The organism is Streptomyces ortus (assembly GCF_026341275.1).
GTDB lineage: Bacteria > Actinomycetota > Actinomycetes > Streptomycetales > Streptomycetaceae > Streptomyces > Streptomyces ortus.
The window spans coordinates 136,418-157,669 of sequence record NZ_JAIFZO010000001.1; the positions used below are offsets into that span (position 1 = coordinate 136,418).

The 21,252-nt window shown below is 70.1% G+C and carries 18 protein-coding genes; 10 read left to right on the forward strand and 8 right to left on the reverse strand.

Annotated features, from left to right (window positions below; all coding sequences use genetic code 11):
• Positions 1-185: 185 nt before the first annotated feature.
• Complete coding sequence (locus tag K3769_RS00580; protein WP_267024412.1) at positions 186-1,328, reverse strand: prephenate dehydrogenase; 1,143 nt, start codon at positions 1,326-1,328, stop codon at positions 186-188.
• Positions 1,329-1,337: 9 nt separating this feature from the next.
• A complete protein-coding gene (locus K3769_RS00585; protein ID WP_267024413.1) occupies positions 1,338-1,802 on the reverse strand; it encodes a cold-shock protein in 465 nt (154 codons plus the stop codon).
• Positions 1,803-2,614: 812 nt separating this feature from the next.
• Here K3769_RS00585 and K3769_RS00590 point away from each other — a divergent pair.
• The 5 genes from K3769_RS00590 (at position 2,615) to K3769_RS00610 (ending at position 8,508) form a co-directional block, all read left to right on the forward strand.
• Positions 2,615-3,220: a helix-turn-helix domain-containing protein gene (locus K3769_RS00590; RefSeq protein ID WP_267024414.1), complete on the forward strand. Its 606-nt coding sequence runs from the start codon at positions 2,615-2,617 to the stop codon at positions 3,218-3,220.
• A 38-nt stretch (positions 3,221-3,258) separates the two neighbouring features.
• Positions 3,259-3,462: a hypothetical protein gene (locus K3769_RS00595; RefSeq protein ID WP_267024415.1), complete on the forward strand. Its 204-nt coding sequence runs from the start codon at positions 3,259-3,261 to the stop codon at positions 3,460-3,462.
• 121 nt (positions 3,463-3,583) lie between these two features.
• Positions 3,584-5,947 (forward strand): ArnT family glycosyltransferase, encoded by a 2,364-nt coding sequence (locus K3769_RS00600; protein ID WP_267024416.1) that lies wholly within the window; start codon positions 3,584-3,586, stop codon positions 5,945-5,947.
• A gap of 199 nt (positions 5,948-6,146) precedes the next feature.
• Positions 6,147-7,562 (forward strand): NAD-dependent succinate-semialdehyde dehydrogenase, encoded by a 1,416-nt coding sequence (locus K3769_RS00605; RefSeq protein WP_267024417.1) that lies wholly within the window; start codon positions 6,147-6,149, stop codon positions 7,560-7,562.
• Positions 7,563-7,680: 118 nt separating this feature from the next.
• A complete protein-coding gene (locus K3769_RS00610; protein WP_267024418.1) occupies positions 7,681-8,508 on the forward strand; it encodes an aldo/keto reductase in 828 nt (275 codons plus the stop codon).
• A gap of 6 nt (positions 8,509-8,514) precedes the next feature.
• Here the strand turns inward: K3769_RS00610 and K3769_RS00615 are convergent, their stop codons facing one another.
• A complete protein-coding gene (locus K3769_RS00615; protein WP_267024419.1) occupies positions 8,515-9,792 on the reverse strand; it encodes a serine hydrolase domain-containing protein in 1,278 nt (425 codons plus the stop codon).
• 288 nt (positions 9,793-10,080) lie between these two features.
• Between K3769_RS00615 and K3769_RS00620 the strand changes: the two genes are divergently transcribed.
• The 4 genes from K3769_RS00620 (at position 10,081) to K3769_RS00635 (ending at position 15,039) form a co-directional block, all read left to right on the forward strand.
• On the forward strand, positions 10,081-11,343 hold the full coding sequence (locus K3769_RS00620; RefSeq protein WP_267024420.1) for a sensor histidine kinase: 1,263 nt from the start codon (positions 10,081-10,083) through the stop codon (positions 11,341-11,343).
• On the forward strand, positions 11,328-11,972 hold the full coding sequence (locus K3769_RS00625; protein WP_267024421.1) for a LuxR C-terminal-related transcriptional regulator: 645 nt from the start codon (positions 11,328-11,330) through the stop codon (positions 11,970-11,972). Before K3769_RS00620 ends, K3769_RS00625 begins: the two co-directional genes overlap by 16 nt.
• A 164-nt stretch (positions 11,973-12,136) precedes the next feature.
• Complete coding sequence (locus K3769_RS00630; RefSeq protein ID WP_282565997.1) at positions 12,137-13,816, forward strand: PP2C family protein-serine/threonine phosphatase; 1,680 nt, start codon at positions 12,137-12,139, stop codon at positions 13,814-13,816.
• 5 nt (positions 13,817-13,821) lie between these two features.
• Positions 13,822-15,039: a cobalamin B12-binding domain-containing protein gene (locus K3769_RS00635; protein WP_267024423.1), complete on the forward strand. Its 1,218-nt coding sequence runs from the start codon at positions 13,822-13,824 to the stop codon at positions 15,037-15,039.
• A gap of 92 nt (positions 15,040-15,131) precedes the next feature.
• Here K3769_RS00635 and K3769_RS00640 read toward each other — a convergent pair whose 3' ends face one another.
• From K3769_RS00640 to K3769_RS00660, 5 genes are all read right to left on the reverse strand, one after another.
• Positions 15,132-15,617 carry a hypothetical protein gene (locus K3769_RS00640; protein ID WP_267024424.1) on the reverse strand — a complete coding sequence of 162 codons (486 nt, stop codon included), beginning with the start codon at positions 15,615-15,617 and terminating at the stop codon, positions 15,132-15,134.
• Positions 15,618-15,931: 314 nt separating this feature from the next.
• On the reverse strand, positions 15,932-17,152 hold the full coding sequence (locus K3769_RS00645; RefSeq protein ID WP_267024425.1) for a metallophosphoesterase: 1,221 nt from the start codon (positions 17,150-17,152) through the stop codon (positions 15,932-15,934).
• A gap of 203 nt (positions 17,153-17,355) precedes the next feature.
• On the reverse strand, positions 17,356-18,033 hold the full coding sequence (gene thpR / locus K3769_RS00650) for an RNA 2',3'-cyclic phosphodiesterase (RefSeq protein ID WP_267024426.1): 678 nt from the start codon (positions 18,031-18,033) through the stop codon (positions 17,356-17,358).
• 263 nt (positions 18,034-18,296) lie between these two features.
• On the reverse strand, positions 18,297-18,515 hold the full coding sequence (locus K3769_RS00655; RefSeq protein WP_267024794.1) for a contact-dependent growth inhibition system immunity protein: 219 nt from the start codon (positions 18,513-18,515) through the stop codon (positions 18,297-18,299).
• Between the two features lie 300 nt (positions 18,516-18,815).
• Entirely contained in the window at positions 18,816-20,066 is a 1,251-nt protein-coding gene (locus K3769_RS00660) for a lactonase family protein (protein ID WP_267024427.1), read from the reverse strand.
• A gap of 348 nt (positions 20,067-20,414) precedes the next feature.
• Between K3769_RS00660 and K3769_RS00665 the strand changes: the two genes are divergently transcribed.
• Entirely contained in the window at positions 20,415-21,050 is a 636-nt protein-coding gene (locus K3769_RS00665) for a hypothetical protein (RefSeq protein WP_267024428.1), read from the forward strand.
• Positions 21,051-21,252: the final 202 nt, after the last annotated feature.

Consider the following 21,252-nt stretch of genomic DNA (forward strand, 5'->3'; position numbering starts at 1 on the left):
GTGCTGCGGTTGAACACCTTCACTCTCCGATTCGACAGCGCAACAACCCCGCTCGGAGCCGTACGCCACTCGTGGCCGGCCCCGCGCGGGGTTCTTCTGTCTCTGCCGCGACGCGAAGCCGTTCCCTCCGCCGCGACGCGAAGCCGTTCCGGCCGGAGATGGGAGTAGCCTCGGCGGCCACGTGCTCAGGAATTGAGGGCCGCGGGAACCGCGGCATGCTCTGCCGCGGATGCCGTGGCGGGCGCGAGGGTGACGGCCCAGCCGTCCACGGTCAGCAGCCGGGACAGCTCGGCCGCGGACGTCCCCCGCACGAACAGGGAGACCCGTCCGTACGGAGGCTCCCCGGCCTGCTCCAGCCGTACGTCCTCGATCCGCCCCCCGAGCTCGTCGACGGCTGTGAACAGCCGTGCCAGCGTGCCTGGTTGCTCCGGCACCGCAACCGAGAGCCGGGCGACCTCCGCCGACGGCGCACCCGACCTGCTCGCCACCCGGTCCCGTCCGCGGGCGCCGTGCCTGAGCAGCGTGTCCAGGCCGGCCTCGGCCCGCTCACGGACCACCGGGTCCGAATCTCCCAGTGTGCGCAGCGCGTTGACGGCCACGTTCAGATCGGCGGCGAAGGTGTCCAGTACGTCCGCCAGCGCGTCCGCGTTCGCTTCGTGGATGTCCCGCCACAGTGCGCGGTCACCGCCCGCGATGCTGGTGACGTTCCGCAGTCCCTGCCCCGCCACGCGGATGTCGGCCTCCGTCGCCCGCGCCAGCTGCGCCGCCATGAGCGTGGAGATCAGATGGGGTGCGTGCGAGGTGAGGGCGATCGTACGGTCGTGCAGGGCGGCGTCCATGATGACGGGCACGCCCGCGCAGAGGGTGACGAGCTCCAGAGCGCGGTTCAGCACGGCCTGGTCGGTGTGCGCGGACGGGGTGAGGATCCAGGGCCGCCCCTCGAAGAGGTCCGCACGCCCGGCCAGCGGGCCGGAGCGTTCGGTGGCCGCGAGGGGGTGGCCGCCGATGAAGGTCGACGGATCGGCACCGGCCGAGCGGATCTCCGCGTACGGCCGTGCCTTCACGCTGGCGGCGTCGGTGTAGGCGCGGGCGAGACCACGGCGCTGGGCGTCCGCGAGCACCGCCCCGGTGTGTGCCGGGGGTACGGCGATCAGTGCGAGGTCCACGCGTCCGTCCGGTGCATGCACCGAGCCGGCTCCCATGGCCTCGGCGGTCCTGGCGGCGGTCGCGCTCAGGTCCTCCAGATGCACCGTGATGCCCCGACGGGTCAGGGCCAGTGCGACGGAGGTGCCGACGGCACCCGTTCCTATGACGCTGACGGCCTTCATCGGCTCTCGTCAGCCCTCGGTCCAGCCGTGGTTCTTGGCGAACTGCGCCAGCCCGCCACGGATCCGCAGGATCTGCTCCCCGGTGAGCGAGGGCACCTCCGCGAGCAGGACCTCGGTGACCTCTCTGGCGAACTCCTCGGTGCTGAGCACGTCGCACAGGGAGTCGTCCTCGTCCACCACGCGTCGGGCCGGGTGTGTCCCGCCCGTCTGCGAGGGTGCCCTTCCCGGTTCCGAGGAAGTCCTGCCCGGCTCGGGCGCGGCCTCGCCCGCCTCCTGGACGAGCCGGACGCCGGCCGCCTTGAGACCGCGATCCCCGTTTTCGATTTCGAATTCAACCAATGCCCCGGCGTGCGCATAGGACTCGGAAAACAGCATGTCGTTCACATGCAGAAAGACGTCCTCCCCGCCGTGGGCGGGTGCGATGAATCCATAACCTCGTGAGCTGTCGAAGCGCACAACACGACCAGCAACCATGCCAACCCCCTACAACCTCGGGCCCCTTGCCCGGAGAACCTGAGGGAATCGTAGTCAGAGCCGCGCCGTTCGGGCGACCGCACAACTTCGCCGATAGCGGACAGTGCACGGCGCGCCTCCCGGCCGGTCCTCACGGAAAGTGAAGGGCGTTCGAAGCGGAGGGCACGCGAAGCGGAGGGGAATATGAGATTCCGCTAAAATTTGACTACTGTCCGCGGATTGAATCATCCGCCGGTCCCGCCCGTGTTTCCCGCTTCTACCTGCCCGGCTTCCCTCCTCGGTGAAGGACGACTAAAGGCTTCAGGTGGTTGCAGTCAAGGCCTGGTCAATACTGTTTTTATTCGTTCATCCGGTCGACAGCGCGGAGCGGAAACCGGACGATGGCGGAGGACCGGTACTGCAGGACCGTGGGGGTGCGGTGACTTGCAGCGGGTGCGTGTCGTCGACCGCGCCCGCGATCGGGGCGGTTCGGCATCGTGTGGTGCGATCAGGACGGACGTTTGGGGGAGTGGTAGGCCGAAGGTGATGAACGCGCCCGAACAGGGCGAAAGGCATACGGCAAGCCGCAATGCAACGGGGTGAATACGTTGATTCAGTCAGTCCGCACACTGGAGTCAAATTCCGGAAGCCCTGCCGCGGGAAAAAGCTCTTCATGGGATCCAAGAACTCGAAAGGGAAATTCCCTACCTGTTCCGATCTCATCGCTCAAGCCCGCAGATTCCCCTCGCTCCCAGGGGCAGGACGAAGAGCACGTAGCACGACTCGCAGAGCTCGATTCTCCCATTCCCGCAATTCTCGTCGACCGGCATACCATGAGGGTCATCGACGGAATGCACCGATTGTTGGCGGCCCGGCTGCGCGGCCAGCAGACGATAGAAGTCGAGTTCTTCGACGGAAGCCCCGAAGACGCGTTCCTGCGGGCGGTCGCCTCGAACGTCCCGCACGGCCTTCCCCTGTCACTGGCCGATCGTCGCACCGCCGCGGCCCGCATCATCGCCTCCCACCCGCAGATGTCGGACCGTGCGATCGCACGCGCGGCCGGCCTCGGGGCCAAGGCCGTCGCGGCGATCCGGCGCCGTTCGAGCGGCGGCGTCCCCCAACTCGGCGCACGCGTCGGCAGGGACGGCAAGGTGCGCCCACTGAGCAGCGTGGAGGGCAGGCGACGGGCCGCCGAGCTGATAGCGGAGCGCCCGCAGGCCTCGTTGCGCGAGGTGGCTCGGTACGCGGGTATCTCGCCCGCGACGGTGAGCGACGTCCGTAAGCGGCTCGAGTCGGGTCAGGCTCCGGTCGCCGAGCGCCAGGAGGTCGCCGTCGGAGGGGCGCGCTCCGAGGTGATGGCGCGCATCATCAAGCCCCGGGCCGACCGCATCCAGCGGCAGGCCTCGGCGGACACCGCCGCTGTGGTGGAAAACTGCTGAGGGATCCCTCCTTACGTCACAAGGAGGAGGGGCGGCATTTGCTGCGCCTGCTGCAGCAGAACGAGATCGCGACGAGGGAGTGGGCGGACCTCACGGCCGCCGTACCGAGCCATTGCGGAGCCCTCGTGGTCGATCTCGCACTGCACTACGCGGAGATCTGGGCGAATTTCGCCAAGCTGCTGGACGAGCGCGTTCGCATCGAAGGTCGTCGTACCGACGAGGTGACCGCGCGTGATGTGTGACCTCGCGATGAGTTGACTCGCCTGGAGGAGTGACTTCGTGTAGGAGCGCCGGTGCCGGGCGCGCAAAGACAGCATTCGCGCGCCCGGCTCAGGCCCCAGTCGAAAGGCACCGACCGCGATCATGACCGCCCCCACGACCGAATCCGGCACGTCAACCGTTCCCGAGTCCGACGATCGATTATCGCGCATTCGCCGACCCGTATGGCGGTCGCCCGCCGACCAGCCGCCGTGGGCCCGGCCCGCGTTGCTGGGTATCGCGGCTCTCGCCGCCGCGCTGTACGCCTGGAACATCACCGAGAGCGGCTACGCGAGTTACTACTCGGTGGCCGCGCGCAGTATGACGGTGAGCTGGAAAGCCTTTCTGTTCACCGCGCTGGACCCGTCGGCCACGATCACCCTCGACAAGATCGGTGGATTCCTGTGGCCGCAGGCTCTCTCCGCCCGTGTCTTCGGCTTCCACGCCTGGGCGCTGACCCTGCCGCAGTGCGTCGAGGGCGTCGTCTCGGTACTGGTCATGTACCGGGTGGTACGCCGTTGGCAGGGCCCCGCGGCCGGACTGCTCGCCGCCGGACTGCTCGCGCTCACGCCGGTGGCCGCCTCCATGTTCGGGCACGCGATGCTCGATGGCATGGTTGTCATGTGCCTGATAATCGCCGCCGATCAGTACCAGAAGGCGGTCGGTACCGCCCGGCTGCGACCGCTGCTGTTCAGCGGCCTGTGGATCGGACTGGGCTTCCAGGCCAAGATGATGGAGGCGTGGATCATCGTCCCGGCGCTGTTCGTCGGCTACCTGGTGGCCGCGCCGGTGACGCTGCGCCGCCGGGCCGGGCAGCTGCTGGCCGCAGGCGCGGTGATGGTGGCGGTCTCGCTGTCCTGGGTGGCCCTGATGACCTTCACCCCCAAGGATGCGCGCCCGTACGTCGACGGCACCACCGACAACAGCGCCTTCTCGATGGTCTTCGGCTACAACGGCTTCAACCGCTTCGAGCCGGGGCTGATCGATGGGGCGGACGACGGCCGTGAAGCGGGCGGTGACCGGAACGCCGGGGGCGACCAGCATCCCGGGGTTGCGCCCGGGGGCGACCGGAACCCCGGGGCAGGGCAGGCGGCCCCTCCCTCCGCAGCGGCGAGCGGGCAGGCCGCGCCTCCGCCCGGGGCCGCGAGCGGGTCGCAGGGACCGGACTCGGCCGGTCGGGGCCCTGGCGGTACGGCTGAGGGCTCGAACTCGGCTACCCGGGCCCCCGGCGCACCCCCTGGGGGCTCCGACTCGGCCACCCAGGGCCCCAGTGCGGCAGGCGGGGGTTCGAACACCGCCACCCGAGGTCCTGGCCCTGGCCCTGACACGGGCGACGGTGAGGCCACACGGCAGGCCGATGCCGCCGCCCCCGGATCGAGCAGTTGGCTCAAGTTGCTGCGCGTCGACCTGTACGCGGCGCAGATCGGCTGGCTGTATCCGCTCGCGCTGGCCGGCCTGATCACCGGGCTGCTCCGGCACCGCAAGGGCCCCCGCACCGGTCAGGCACGCGCCGGATACCTGATGTGGGGTGTCTGGCTGGCCACGACAGCCGGCGTCCTCAGTTCCTACTCCTTCGCCCACACCGCGTACCTCGCCACCCTCGCGCCCGCCATCGCCGCCCTGTCCGCCGCCGGCACCGTGGCGCTCTGGCGCGCCCACCGCGGCGCGAACGCCGGGTGGCCCCGCTGGGTGCTGCCCGCGGTCGTCGCCGCGGAGGCGGCCTGGACCATCCATCTGGCCTCCGCCTACACCGACTTCGCGCCCTGGCTCATCCCGCTCGTCTCCGTGGCCGCGCTCGCCGCCGTCCTGGCCCTCGGGCTCTCGGCCAACGGCGAAGGGACCGTGCGCGTACGGGTCGGAAACCGACGTGGCCCGCGTATACCCGTCAAGCGCGCGGGACTTGCAGCCGCCGGGCTGCTCGCCGGATGCGTCGCGATGTTCGCCGCGCCGACGACGTGGTCGCTGTCGGTACTGGACGAGCGGTACGCGGGATCGGCCTTCGAAGCGGTCGCGGGACCGACGGCCGCACCAGGCGCCCCCGACGGCCCCGAGCCCACGTCACTCACCGCAGGGCAACGCGGACTTCTCACCTACGTCGAGAAGCACAACGGCGGCGCCGACTACACGATGTCCGTGGACAGTTGGAGCACCGCGGCGCCCTACATCTACGAGAAGGGCCTGCCCGTACTCCCGCTGCGCGGCTATTCAGGTACGGCCAGGTCGGTCACCCTCGCCGACTACCAAGACCTGGTGGCGACCGGCCGGCTGCGCTTCGCCCTGCTCAGCGGGGTCGGCCCGGCGACCGGCGAGCCGAGGCCGAAGAATCCCCCCGCTCTCGGAAAGGACGCCCCAGAAACCCTGAAGATCAACAGCTGGGTGTACTCGACCTGCACCGAGATCGCCCCCAGTACCTACGGCGGCACCACCTCCGACGACGGCCCCCCGCAGACACTGTTCCGGTGCGCCTGAGCACACCGTCGTGGCCGGGCTCCGAGCCCCGGGCCCCGGGGCCCGGAGCAGCTCCGGGCCCGGCAGCCACCGTCACACACCCGTTTGGACCATATGAACGGTTTCGCATGTCGACGTCGGGTACTCGGCATGAGATCGGAACGCGGAATTCCGCCTGCGTCCGCTCTCGGCACCCCCCACCCGTCGTTCTGGAGATCCCATGTCAGGCCAGCACAAAAGCTCGTTCGCGACCGTGAACCCGTACACCGGGGAGACCCTCGCCGAGTTCCCGGTCATCGAGGGCGACCAGGTCGACGGAACGCTCGAAACGGCGGACAAGGCGTTCCGCGCGTGGCGGGGGCGGCCGATCGCGGAGCGCGCCGCCGTCGTGGGACGCGCGGGCGAACTGATGAAGGAACGAAAGGAGCAGCTGGCCCAGCTCATCACCCTGGAGATGGGCAAGCTGATCTCCGAGGCGCGCGGTGAGGTGGACCTGGCCGCGTCGATCCTTGCGTACTACGCCCGGCACGGCCCGGATTTCGCCGCGGCGGAGCCGCTCGACACGGAGGAGGGGGAGGCGTACCTCCTCAGTGAGCCCCTCGGGGTCCTGCTGGGCGTCATGCCCTGGAACTTCCCGCTCTACCAGGTGGTCCGCTTCGCCGGCCCCAATCTCGTGCTGGGCAACACGGTGCTGGTCAAGCACGCCGGCATCTGCCCGCAGTCGGCACTCGCGCTGGAGACGCTGTTCCGCGACGCACAGGCCCCCGAGGGCGTCTACACGAACCTCTTCGTGAGCCACGAGGAGATTTCGCGCATCATCGACAGCCCGGTCGTGCGCGGCGCCTCACTGACCGGCAGCGAGGGAGCGGGGGCCCAGGTGGCCGAACGCGCCGGCCGGAACCTCAAGCCCAGTCTGCTGGAGCTCGGCGGCAGTGACGTGTTCATCGTCCTCGACGGCGAGAACCTGGAGCGCACGGTCGGGGCCGCGGTGGCGGGCCGGATGGCGAACACCGGCCAGAGCTGCGTCGCCTCGAAGCGGTTCATCGTGCTGGAGGACGTGTACGACGACTTCGTGGACGGGCTGCGCCGCGCGTTCGAGGCGCTGCGGCCCGGCGACCCCGCCGACGAGACGACCACCGTAGGGCCGCTCTCCTCGGAGCAGGCGGCCTCCGACCTGGCCGACCAGATCCGCGAGACGGTCGGACAGGGCGCTGAACTCGTCATTGGCGGTCACCGGATCGACCGGCCGGGCGCCTTCGTCGAACCCACGATCCTCACCGGCGTCAAGCCGGGGATGCGCGCCTACGCCGAAGAGCTCTTCGGGCCGGCCGCGGTGGTCTACCGCGTCGCCGACGAGGACGAGGCCGTCGCGCTCGCCAACGACAGCCAGTACGGTCTCGGCGGCTCCGTGTTCTGCGCCGATGTGGAGCGGGGCCGAAGGGTGGCCGAGCGTGTCGAGACCGGCATGGTCTGGGTGAACCACCCGACCTCGACCCAGCCCGACCTGCCCTTCGGCGGCATCAAGCGCTCCGGCTACGGGCGCGAGCTCTCGAAGCTCGGCATGCGGGAGTTCGTGAACCGCAAGCTGGTACGGGTCCTGCCGCCGGACGCCAGACTCCACGGAATCGCCGGTTGAGCGACCACACCCGGCCCCGCCTCGGCCACCCCGCCCCGGCTTCCGCCCATCCCCACCCCGATCCCCGCCCCCGCTCCAACCCCCCTCTGCCCTAGAAACCGCGACAGCTGGAGTCACCGTGACCGACGTACCCGCCATCACCCTCAACAACGCAGTGCAGATCCCGCAGCTCGGCTTCGGCACCTTCCAGATCCCGCCGAAGGACACCGTCAAGACGACGCTGGCGGCCCTGAACACCGGCTACCGGCACATCGACACGGCACAGATGTACGGCAATGAGAAGGAGGTCGGCCAGGCGGTCCGGGACTCCGGGCTCGATCGCGGCGATGTCTTCGTGACGAGCAAGCTCAACAACGACGCCCACGGCCACGACAACGCTCTCCGGGCGTTCGACCGCAGCCTGGAGGCACTGGGCCTCGACTACCTGGACCTCTTCCTCATCCACTGGCCACTGCCCGCCAAGGGTGAATTCGTGGAGACCTGGAAGGCGCTGGAGCAGGTCTACCGCTCCGGCCGGGCCAAGGCCATCGGAGTGTCGAACTTCCAGCCGCGTCACCTGCGCCGGCTGCTCGAAGGCAGCGACGTGGTGCCCGCCGTCAACCAGATCGAGGTGCACCCCTACCTCACCCAGGACGAGGTCAGGGCCTTCGACGCCGAGCACGAGATCGCCACCGAGGCCTGGTCTCCCATCGCGCAGGGCAAGGTGCTCGACGATCCGACCATCAACCGCATCGCGGACCGGGTCGGCAAGACGCCCGCGCAGGTGACGCTGCGCTGGCACATCCAGCGCGGCGACATCGTCTTCCCCAAGTCGGCCACCCAGAAGCGGATCGAGGAGAACTTCGACCTCTTCGACTTCGAGCTCAGCGAAGGCGACATCGGTGAGATCAGCGCCCTGAACCGCGACGAACGCACAGGCCCCGACCCGGACCGCTTCAACGGCTGAGCCCGTTCAGCCGGTCGGCGTGGACGTCGCGGGGACCGGCTTGCCGAGCATCGCGCAGACGGCCGCGTCCACCAGGGCCTTGTTGGCGGCGCCGGCCTTCGGCGGGACCAGGCCGAAGATCGTGCCGGTGAGGACCGAGACCGTACGGCGGCCGGTGGCATCCGTGTAGTTCTCGCTGGAGTACCCGGGGACCTGCCCGCTGTGGCCCCAGACAGTGCCGCAGGGCGTGACCACCTCCTCCAGACCGAGTCCGTACCGGCGGTTCGGGAACTGGGCCTCCTCGGCGACGGTGGTGCGCATCGCCTTCAGCTGGGCGGGCGGCAGGAGTGCGCCGGACAGCAGCGCGCCGGAGAAGCGGGCCCAGTCCCGCGCGGTGGAGACGATGCCGCCGGCGGCCCACTGCGTGCTGGTGTTGATCGAGGTGGTGTCGACATAGCCCGCGGGCCGGGCGGGGCCCGCGAACGCGGTGCCTTCGGGGGTGCCCGCGGGGAGCAGCGGACCGATGCGGGCGGCATCGGGTTCGTAACCGTGGGCGAGTGCGGACCCCTTGACGGCCGCGGACCCGGACCCGCCCTTGGGCCCGGTGTCCGACCCCGTCCCGGCCCCGGTGTCCAGGTACGTGTTCTTCAGGTGCAGCGGTCCGGCGATCCGTCGCCGGATCAGGTCACCCAGGCTGTGTCCGGTTGCCTTCTCGGCGACCAGGCCGAGCGCGATGTAGTTGGTGTTGCTGTAGGAGTAGTCCGTGCCGGGGTCGAACAGCGGGTCGTGCCGGACGCCGGCGGCGAGCAGTTCCCCGGGGGTCCACTGCCGGGTGTCCTGCCCGGTGAACGCCTTGAGGACGGCCGGGTCGTTGGTGTAGTTGAACAGCCCGCTGGTGTGGTTGAGCAGCGTCCGCACGGTGATCGCGGTCCCGTCCGGGATGAGACCGGGCAGCCACTTCTCCACCGGGTCGGTCAGCTGGAGACGGTCTTCGGCGACCAGTTGCAGAACCACGGTGGCGACCATGGTCTTGGTGTTGGAGCCCATCCGGAACCGGTCGCTCGCGGTGAGCGTGTGGTCGGCCGTGGTCCAGGGTGCCTGCCGGGCGATCTCGGTCACTCGGCCGTCCCCTCTGTCGACGCGTACGACCACGCCCGGGGCCCCGGCGTCCACGTCCTTGTGAGCGAGCGCGGTCAGCCGGGCCGAGTGGGGCGTCGCCGTGCCGGGCCGCGCGGTCGGGGTGGGGGCGGTGCCCTGCGCCACCGCGGACGCCTCGCAGCCCGTGAGCGCACCTGTCAGCGCCAAAGCCAGGGTCAGTGTCGCCGCCAATGTCGATGTCTGTGTCGGAGAGGCCTGTCGAGCGGGCCGCGGGTGGGCGGTGTTCCGGGGCATGGGTGTCCTCCTGGACTTCGGGTTCGGGAGTTGGGACGTGGGGCACGGTCTGCCGCACCACGTCGTCCTGCCACTCCAGCCTCACGGCGAGGAGGGCCGGGAACACGGGTGCTGGACCCCCGAGATGGTGGAGGTAACCCCAGTGCGCGGACCCACGCCGCCCGGTCATCATCGATTTCCGGCCCACGACTACGGAGCACGATGAAACGAAATGTGGTCCTGCGATTGGGTCTGCTGGGCCGGTCACTCGTACTGCTGCCGGGCGCGGTCCTCGGCTTCGGGCTGCTGACGTTCTGGATCACCTCGGTGGCAGTCGTCGCGCTCGGGGTCGGCATCCCGCTGACCCTGCTCGCGAGCGTCCTGGTGCGCTGGTTCGCGGACCTGCACCGCCAATGGGCAGCCGACCGACTCGGTGAACCGGTGGCCCGGCCCTACCTTTCGGTACCCGACGGCAGGTGGCCGGTACGGCTGTGGGCGATCCTGCGCGACCCGGCGACCTGGCGGGACTGGGCCTGGCTGGGGGCCAACTCGATCACCGGGTGGTTCACCTACGGACTGTCGCTCCTGTTCTTCCTCTGCGGCGTCGTTTACCTGAGCTATCCGCTGCTCTACGCGCTGACGCCTCCCGAGGTGTTCCGCACACCGCTGGGCAACGGATTCCGGCTGCACAGCGTCCAGGAGTCGTTCGCGCTGGTTCCGCTCGGCCCGGTGTTCCTCCTGCTCTGGTGGACCACCGCCGAACGGCTGGCGCACCTCGACGCCTTGGTGGTCCGCTCCCTGCTGGCACCCACCGCGCAGGCACAACTGCGCGCACGAGTCGCGCAGTTGGCCGCCTCGCGGGCCGAGACCGTCGACACGCAGGCGGGCGAACTGCGCCGGATCGAACGGGACCTGCACGACGGCGCACAGGCCCGTCTGGTGTCACTGGGCATGAGCCTGGGGCTGGCCGAACAACTCCTGCCCGACGATCCGCAGGCCGTGCGGCAACTGCTCGCCGAGGCCCGCGAGTCGACGGCCGGGGCCCTGGCCGAACTGCGGGACCTGGTACGCGGCATCCATCCGCCGGTGCTCGCGGACCGCGGCCTGGACGGCGCGCTGCAGGCCCTCGCCCTGGCCAACCCGATACCGACGACGCTGGCCACCCGGCTGCCCGGCCGGCTGCCCGCGCCCGTCGAGTCCGCGGCCTACTTCGCCGTCGCCGAGGCCCTGACGAACGCCATCAAGCACGCCGGGGCCCGGCACATCCGGATCACCGTGGAGTTCACGCCCCACCCGGGCACCACGGCGGGTCTGCTGACGATGCGGGTGTCCGACGACGGCCGCGGGGGCGCCACACTTGACGGCGGTACCGGCCTGCGGGGCATCGCGCGGCGTCTGTCGGCCTTCGACGGCACCCTGACCGCCGACAGTCCGCCCGGCGGGCCCACCGAGATAAGGATGTCGCTGCCGTGCGCGTCGTCATAGCAGAGGACCTCGCCCTGCTCCGCGAGGGGCTGATCCGGATCTTCCAGGCCAACCGGTTCGAGGTCGTCGAAGCCGTCGACAACGGCCCCTCCCTCGTCAGGGCGCTGACGACCCACCGGCCCGATGTCGCGGTCGTCGACGTGCGGCTGCCGCCGACCTTCACCGACGAAGGCCTGCGCGCCGTGATCGACGTACGGAAGCGGCTCCCCGGCCTGCCCGTCATGGTGCTCTCGCAGTACGTCGAGCAGCTGTACGCGCGGGAGTTGCTGTCGGACCGGGCCGGAGCGGTGGGGTATCTGCTGAAGGACCGGGTGCTGGATGTCGGCCGGTTCGTCGCGGGCGTACGCCAGGTCGCAGCCGGCAGTACGGTCATGGATCCCGACGTGGTCGGCGCGCTCCTCACCCACCGCTCCGCGGACCCTCGACTGCGGCAACTGACCCCGCGTGAGCACGAAGTCCTCTCGCTGATGGCCGAGGGCCGCTCGAACGCCGCCATCGCCGACCGGATGTTCGTCAGCGAGAAGACCGTCGGCAAGCACAGCTTCAACATCTTCGCCAAGCTCGGCCTCGAACCGTCCGAGGACGACAACCGCCGAATTCTGGCGGTACTCCGCTACCTGGAGGGCTGAGCGGCCTGGGTCCGGTAACGGGGGCGCATTGTCCAGTAACGGAGGAGATGATGCCGGAGGTATCGCGAAATACGGCATGTAGTCATATGCCGTCGGTAATCTGCGGGTCTCCTGCCGTCGAGTAGATGGGGTGAGGGGGATCCGCACCAGCGGGTCCACGATCGATGGTCTCCTTGCCGGAGCAGAAGAGCACTCGGGGTGGGGGTCCCGCCGCGCAGCACTGTGAGCCGTTTCCGTCGGTGACAGTGGACGCGTCGGGCATCGTGCTGTCCCACAACGCCCGGGCCGCTGTTCTGCTGAGCCGCGTCGCCGTCGGTGCCGCGCTGGCCGAGGTCGCGCCCGGCTGGCTGGCCGAGGCCCATCTGCGGCAGGTCGGCGGTGCGGGGGAGGGATCACCGGCCTGGGCCGACGGCCGGATCGGCGGGCACCGCGTGAAGGCGCTCGCCGTACCGGACCGGAACGGTGCGGTGGCCTGGTGGCTGGTCGGTGACAGCGCTCCGGCGAGTGCCGCGCGGGAACTCGCGCGCGAACGGGCGAGAGCCGGACTGCTGCAGGAGCTCTCCTGCGAACTGCTCGCCTCGCTGGACGTCGACCGCTGTACGGCGATGGCCGTGCGACAGGCCGCCCGGCATCTGGCGGACGCGGCGGTCGTCGTCGGGACGGGCGACGGATGCACGTTCCCGGTGACGCGGTGCACCACCGACGGGCCCGTGGCGCAGGAGCGGGTCGCCCTGGATCCCGGGCAACTGCCCGGCCTGGCGGAGGCGTTGCAGGGGCTCCCCACGGTGTCCTCCCGCTGGACCGATCCCCGGCAAGTGCCGCCGTGGGCCGTGCCCGAGGGATTCGTGGGCGATGTCGCCGACATCGGTTCGGTCGTCGTGGTGCCGCTGCCGGGACACGGGGCGCCTATCGGAGGCCTCATCCTGCTGCGCCGCCGACAGGCAGCCGCGTTCACCCTCGCCGAGGAGTCCTTCGCCCAGCTCTTCGCCGCACGCGCGGGCGCCGCCCTGTCAGTGGCCCGCAGCCACAGCCGCCAGGCGCACAGCACCGAGGTGCTGATACGCGACCTGCTGCCGCCCTCGCTCGGCCGGGTGCACGGCATCTGCTTCTCCGGCGGCTACCGCGCCTCGGTGGCGGGCGAACGCGTCGGCGGTGACTTCTACGACCTGTACCCGGCCGACACACCGACGGCCGAGACCGTCGCGGTACTGGGCGACGTGTGCGGCAAGGGGCTGGAAGCCGCGGTCGTGGCAGGCGGAGTCCGCCACGCACTCCGGGCACTCGTCCCGTTCGCCGCCGACCACACCCGCCTGCTGACCCTCCTCAACGGCGCACTGCTGTCCTCACGTCGGACACCCTTCGTGACACTCGTCCTGGTCACCGCCGTGCGCCAGGACGCACGGGTGCGGCTGCGCGTCTCCAGCGCGGGCCATCCCGCCCCGCTCATCGTGCGCGCCACCGGCCAGGTGGAAGAGGTCAGGACCGACGGGACGCTGGTCGGCGTGTTCGCCGACATCGAGTTCAGGACCGCCGAGGTCGCTCTGCGCCCCGGTGAGACCTGCTTGCTCTACTCCGACGGAATCACCGAGGCGCGCGGTGGGCCGCAGGGTGACGTGATGTTCGGCGAGGACAGGTTGCGCGCCGTACTGGCCCAGTGCGCCGGGATGCCGGCCGAGGCGGTGACCGAACGCGTACAGATGGTCATCGCCCAGTGGGTGGGGGACGGCCCGCACGACGACATGGCGGTCCTGGCGATCGCCGCGCCCCGGGACAACCGTCCGACGACGGAGAACCAACCGGCCGACCGTACGACAACGGAGAACGAACCAACCGGAGGAAGGTGAAACGCGTGACCGACGGCAAGGAGGCCCACTCTCTCGCCGAGCCGCGTGAGCAACTGTGGCAGGCGCTGGGGGAGTACGACGAGACGCGCGCTGTCGCCATCGTGCGGGACGCGCTCGGCACGACAGGGGCCGCTGAACGGACGCGTGCCGCGGGCGAGCGGGTTCTGCTCGAACTGATCGCGCCGACGCAGGAACGGGTGGGCGTGGCCTGGGCGGCCAACGACATCACGGTGGCGCAGGAACACGCGGCCACGGCGATCAGCGAACGGTGCGTCGCGGCCGTCGCCGACGCCACCGCTCCAGCCCTCGCGCACCCCCGCACAGGCACGTTCGCGGGAACGGAAGAGCGAAGGGGAGGGGGAGGGGGAGGAGGGGACGGAAGACGAGGCGGAAGAGGAGAGGGAAGTGGAGAGGGAAGAGGAGCGGGGAGGGTTCTGGTGTCGTGCGTCGACGGTGAGTGGCACTCCCTGCCCGCACGGCTGGTAGGCGAGGTGCTGCGGTTACGGGGCTGGCGGGTCGACTATCTGGGAGCACAGGTCCCCACCGAGCATCTGGTCGAGCACGCGCGCCGCACCCAGGCACAGGCGGTCCTGCTGTCCTCGTCCATCCCGACACTCCTGCCCGGCGCCCACAACGCGATCAGCTCCTGCCAGGGGGCCGGCATTCCGGTACTGGCCGGAGGTGCCGCGTTCGGTCCGCAGGGCCGCTACGCCCGGCTCATGCGGGCCGAGTGGGCCAAGGACGCGTCCGACGCGGCCACCCTGCTCGACCGGCACCTGACGCCGCCCGGCGCACACGCGGCCCGCCTCCCCGACCTGGACCTGCCGCACCTGGCCGACCAGGAATACACCATGGTCCGCCGGACCAAGCTCCAGTTGGTCAAGCAGACCCTCGCCGACGTCGAGGAGGGGTTTCCCGAGACGCGCCACTACAGCGAGTACCAGCGGGAACGCACCGTCGAGGACATCGACTTCATCGTCGGTTACCTAGCCGCCGCCCTCTACGTCGACGACCCCGACCTGTTCACGAGGTTCATCACGTGGACCGCGGACATCCTGGCGGCCCGCGACGTCCCACCGCGGTGCCTGCTCCCCGCTCTGGACTCGCTGCGGAACCAGCTCAAGGACTTCCCCCGAGCGATCGGCATCCTCACCGCCGCCCACGACGTCCTCGACCCACCACTCGCCCCGCCACCCGGCCCTGCATCCGGCCCTCGCGACTGACCGCGTGGCGGGGGCACCCGCGCGCTCCGGCACCCGCTGATGCGGGAGCGTGCGGGTGCCGGAGCGCGCGGGTCTGTCCGCGGGGTCGTCGGCTACCACCAGTCCGTGCACTGCACCGCCTGGCCGCCCCCGCCACCGCAGGCACGGAAACGGTAGTTCGGGCTGTTGTCCGTCACTTTCGCCGCGCTGGTCAGCTGAAAGCCGTCACGGCCTGCCTTGAACGGTCCGCACTGGACGTGGACCGTGCTGCCGTCCAGCGTCCAGTCCATCCACACGTCGTCTCCCGCGCGCGGGACCGTGAGCGCGGCGAATCCGTAGACCTTGTCGTCGATGGTGACAGCTCGCAGGCCGATGCGCCCGACGAGACCTTGCGGGTCGGACGGGCGCAACAACTTGTCCCCGGGGCCGGCCGCGACACCGACCAGACTGTCGGAGATGTCGCGGAACCCGTTGGTTCCACGCTCGCAATCGGATGCGGACGCCAGTGCCGTACCCGGCATGGCGACGGTGACTCCACCTGCCAGCAGTACACCGGCGGCAGCAGTGCAGGCTGCTTTGGCAATTGCGCGTCTGGTCATGACGATGCCTTCCCCTCGGGCGACGAACAGCGAGTACAACGCGAGCTGTCGGCGCCGCGTCTACCGAACCCGGCGGCGCCGCTGTAAGGCAACCACGGGAGAAAGCGCCACCGTCCTGACACTTGTCAGGATGTGCTGAAGGGCCGGGTGTGAAGGCCGGCGCACGGCCACGCCGAGTTGGCGAGCTTCTGGCTCGACTCCTCCGAGCCGATCCGAGCCGATCCGATCCGATCCGAGCCGATCCGAGCCGTCACGCCGACACGCCGTTGAGGTGACACGCCTTCACGTCGGTACGTCGTTACGTCATTACGTCGTTACGTCGAGCTGGGCCGCTGCGGGGCGCGGAGCACGAGCAGGGTGATCTCGCTGGGGGCGAAGACGCGGAACGGCGGGCCCCAGAAGCCGGTGCCCCGGCTGGTGTAGAGGAGGGTGCGGAGGCCGTGTCGGCTGAGGCCGGCGAGGGCGGGCTGATCGAGGCGGACGAGGTGGTGGAAGGGCCAGATCTGGCCGCCGTGGGTATGGCCCGAGAGCTGGAGGTCCACGCCACCTGCCGCGGCCTGGTCGATGAACTTCGGCTGATGGGCCAGGAGCAGGACGGGCAGGTCGGGGTCGGCGCCGTTCAGCGCTCCGTCGAGGTGGGCGCCGTGTCCGGCCAGGCCGGAGGACTCCGCGGTGACGTCGTCCACGCCGGCGACGACGAGGGTGTCGCCGCCGCGTTCGAGCAGCAAGTGGCGGTTGCGCAGCGGCTCCCAGCCCAGTTCGTCCATCAGGTCGACCCAGCCCTGGGCCTCGCTGTAGTACTCGTGGTTGCCGGTGACGTAGACCCGGGCCAGGGTCGCCCGCACGGTGGCGAGGGGGGTGGCCTGGGTGCGACGGCGTTCGGCCGTGCCGTCCGCGATGTCGCCGGTATGGCAGACCAGGTCGGCCTCCAGGGCGTTCACCGTCTCGCACACCCGTGCCGACCAGCGGGCGCGGTCGAGGGGGCCGTAGTGCGTGTCGGTGATGAGGGCGACGCGAAGTCCGTCCAACCCGGGCCCCAGGCGGGGGAGTTGTACGTCGAGACTACGCACCCGCGGCACCCGGCGGGCCTCGGCGTACCCCCAGCCGAGCAGTGCGACCGTCACACCGAGGACGGCCCACGTGACGATCCGGGCCCGGTCCTGGCCCTCGCCGACACCGGCCACGGTCAGGGCGAGCCGCAGGAGGACGCCGAGCAGCACGGACCAGGTGAACAGGACCCAACTGGCGCCCAGCAGGCTGTCACCGACGATCGCCGCCCCGTCCTGCTGGCGTCGGCCATGGCCCCGCGCCATCGCGAGCGGCATACCGATGAGGCCGAGGACGAACACACCCGTGCCGGCGAGCGTGACGGGCAACGGCCACTGCTGTCCGGCGTACAGGAGCACCCAGCACGGCACCGCCCACAACAGGACGGGTGCGATCAGGGGGAGGTAGCGCATCAGGCGGTGCAGCGTGCTCCGCCGCTCGGCCTGCGCCTCACTGTCGGTGGGCCGGGTGTCGCTGGTGTCGGTCACGCTTCCCCTCCTTGGCCGGACGGCCGTCCCGCGCACTGTATCCGGTGGTCCTCGCACCGGTCCGACGCGGTGCGCAGGCACCAGCAGGCACCAGCGGGCAATGTGCGTACGGAGGCGCACACGAAGGCCCCACGTTCTTACACTCCTGACCTCTTCGACCGGCGGCACAGCCGTCCGACTGGTTCAGGGCACGTGGGGCTGGTTCAGGACGTATGGGGCCGGGCCGACCTCGACGTGGAACCCGAACCGTCCTGGCGCTCATGCGCCGCAGCTCGGGACGGTTGCGGATCAGGACGCCCATGCCCAGTGGCCAGGGCCCATGCGTCGATGTCCTGATAACGCCGTGGACCTGGATGGCCTCTTACCGTGCTGCCGACCAGGTGGAGGCGTTCGGTCTGCCAAGGGTGTCCGGTGAAGCCGTCGAGGCAGGCGGTCGCCGCCGTTATGGACGCGGTGTCGTAACGGCGAGCGCGGGCCAGCGTGAGGTGGGGCCGCAGCGGACGTTCGACGAAGGCGACGCCGCAGTCCCTGACCCGCGCCCGTACCGCCTCGGTCAACGCGTGCAGTTGGCCGAGATCGCCCTCGATACCGCTCCACAGCACTCGCTCGTCGAAGTGTCCGCCACCGCTCAGTGTCAGTTCGAACGGGGGGTGGGCAGCCGCGAGATCGGCGAGCGGGGAACGAAGCAGGTGGACGGCCCGCACCGGCAGCTCGCCCAGGAAGGCCAGAGTGATGTGCCAGTCCTCGATGCGGTTCCAACGCAGCTCGGGATGGGCGGCGTAGGCCGGGCCCAGTGCGCGCGCCAACTCGTTCTTCGCGTCGTTGGGCGGCGCGAGGGCGACAAACGCGTGCTGGGTGGCGGTCTGAGGCGGCTCGGTCACGGATGTCTTCTTACCTCATGCACCCGGGATGCACACGGCGCCGAAGCCCCACTGCGCGCCTTCATCTGCGTTTCGCCTCGATGCACTACGGCGTCCGGCTACGGCGTCAGGAACCGTTCAACCCTCTGTCGCAGATCAAGTGGCGGGTCGGTCAACGTCGAGACGATTGCGCGAAGCTCGCGGCCAAGTTCGGGAGATTCGGTCCACACCGACGGGTTCCTGGTGAGGACCGCAGACAGCAGATCACCTTGGTACATGTCTCCTTACGCCATCGGATCGCCCCGCAGCACCTCCAGGGCCAGTGGCAGGAGGCAGGGCAGTCCTATGTCCTGCCCGATCAACAGACGCATGTCCTCGACCGCCAGCTCACCGATCGGCCGACGCCGCAAGGCATGTGCAGTAGCGACAAGACGAGTGGCGTCCTGCGGAGGAGCCGGCCAGCGGTCGCGTTCAATCTCTTCAAGGGAGCGTTCATAATCCATGCGCGAGAGGCGCCTGATGGCCAGAGTCCAGGTCAGACGCCTCTTCCTGGCGCATCCCCCGCCGACACCACCACAGCCCGCGCCGGCGAGGCCATGATCCTGGTGGTGCCTCACATCCTGCGCCGACACGACTTCCGGTCCTTCGCCGTTCCCCTCGCCGGGGCAGGGGCCGGGAAGCGGGAACTGGCTCCGGAAGAGGAGGTAAGGCGCTGGCCGCCCGGCGCACAGCCCTGTCGCTGTGTGCCACTTCGGTGTCCGCCACGGCACCCCGGGAGGGATCTCGGTGGCGGTCGGTGCGGGTCAGACGGCGGCGATGCCTTCCATGCCGGACTCGTCGAAGACGGGCAGGTCCTTGGCGGTCGTGACCTTGGTGAGGGAGCCGTCCGCCTCGACGCGGAAGCCGTCGACGGTGCCGGAGACGGCGTTCTGGACGTAGACGAACCTCTCGTCCTCGGTCACGGCGAGGTCGATCACGCCCTGTGAGTTGGCTGAGGGTGGGGTGGCGATGCCCACCTCGTTGGTCAGGGACAGCTTGCCGTGCTTGTCCATGCGGTAGCCGGTGACCGTGGAGTTGCCGGTGTTGCCGCCGTAGAAGTAGTTGCCCGCACGCACCAGCCAGCACAGGACCTCCTGGCCGCTGGGCAGGGGCTGCTGCAGGATCTTCAACTTGCCGTCTCGCTTCACCTTGTACGTGGTGACCGTGGACTTCTCGGCCTCGGCGACCAGCATCCGCTTCCCGGTCGCGTCGAAGCTGATCGCGAACGGGACGCCGCCGGCCGACTTGTTGACGACCGGTTCGGCGACGGCCGGCAGACCGTTCCGCTTCATCGGGAAGACCTCGACCGTGTTGTTGCCCTTGGTGGTGACCACCAGGTTGCGCCCGTCCGGGGTGAACTCGACCTCGCCGGGTGAGGTGTCGAAGCGGGGTATGTCCTTGTTCTTCAGGCCCAGGGAGCGGTGGGACCCGTGCAGTGGCTTGAGTCCCTCACTGGTGATCCTGAAGCCTTGGACGCTGCCCTCCCCGCCCGCGTTCATGACGTACGCGACCCTGCCGTGCACCGTGATGCTCGAGGGGAACCGCCCGCCGGAGCTCACGATCTTCCGCTGGCCGAGCCGCTGCCCCTCGACGCGGAAGGAGGTCACCGTGCCACTGCCCGCGTTGACGGCCAGCAGCATCCCTGAGTCGTCGTCGTAGACGAGCGAGTCCTGGGAGGCGAGCGAGTCGGTGGGCGCGTCAACCTGGTCCCCGCCGTTGCCGCCGGTCGCGTAGGTCCCCGAGGGACTGAGTTTGCCGTCGTCGCCCCGTGCGAACACGTGGATGGTGTTGCCGTCCAGCTCGTTGCCCTGGACGAAGACGGCGTGGTCGGCCCCGGTGGTGCTCCCGGAGTGCTGACTGGCCGAGGCCAGGGACACGGCCACCGTGGCCGCTCCGGCGACGGCGAGGGCGCCGCCGCTGATCACGATGCGCCGAGTCCTGGACTTCGCCCGGTGGCCGCCACGCGTGCTGGCGGGCCGGCTCGTGCGGAGGTGGTCTTGGTGGCTGTTGCGCATGTTCGCGTCCCGTTCTTTGTGTCTGTCGATGCGGCCTACGTGCTGTGGACTGCATCAGTGTGGTTTGAGGGAGCGGTGTGACGACGTGGAACTGTCGTCGCGTCAGACTCTTGTAAGACGGCTCCTGGCGGCAGAGACGGGGCGGGCCCCGGGGCGGCCTGCATGCGGCAGGCAACGCAATGAGGGACGCCCGCGCCCACTTGGCCACGGCGCGGGCCCTGGCTCGGGATGCCCTGAGCGATGGAGTCGTCCCGAGTCGTCCGAGCCGTCCCGCCTGAAGGCGGCAAGAGTCTTACGGAACCCTTACGCGGTCCTGTTGGAGGACATCACCCGCCTACGCTCGCAAGGGTGTTGACCATCCGAAACATCGCCCTCGTCACCGTCGCCCCACTGGTACTGGCTGCGGCGGGCATCGCGCATCCGCACGGGCTGTCCAGATCGACGGCCTCGGACTGGGTGCAGTTGCACATCGCGCTGCTGCCGGTCTTTCCGCTGCTCACGGTCGGTCTTCTGGTCCGTCTGTGGCATCGGCCCCGATTCGACCTTGCCGGGTTCGCCACCGTGGTGGCCTGGGCGGGCGCCTTCGTCTACGCGGCCTTCTACACCGGTCTCGACGCCGTCGCCGGTATAGCGGCAGGGACCGCTGTCGAGCACACCGGCGCAACAGCCAGCCTCGGACCGGTCAAGCGCCCGCTCTACGACACGGGTGAGGCGCTGGGGCAGGTCGGTGCATACGCGCTCATCGGCGCCATCGCGGCCACCGCGGTCGTGCTGCTCCCGAAGCACGGCGCCCGAATCCTTCCCGGCACGGTGGTGCTCCTCGCAGCCGGCTGGTCCTTCGTCGACAGCCACATCTTCTGGCCACGCGGCGTATGGACGATGCTCGGCTTCGCCGTGGGGTTCGCGCTGCTCGCCTGGGGGGCCGCGGGGGAGCGAAGCCACCGAAGCCGGCGGCAGGCTCCCCCGCCGTCCGGTGGCCGCTGACGAGGCGGGCGGGCGGGTGACAGGTCGGCCTTGCCCGCCGAACGGCTGCCGCATGCTGCGCACCAGATCGGTGCCGGGTTCGGCAGCCGCCCGGCGCCGACACTACGATCGCGCGACCAGTGAATATCGTCACCGCCGACGGCGACAGCCCTATCGACGGTTCGGCGCTGCGTACGGGTATCGACGGATCGCAGCGCTCGTC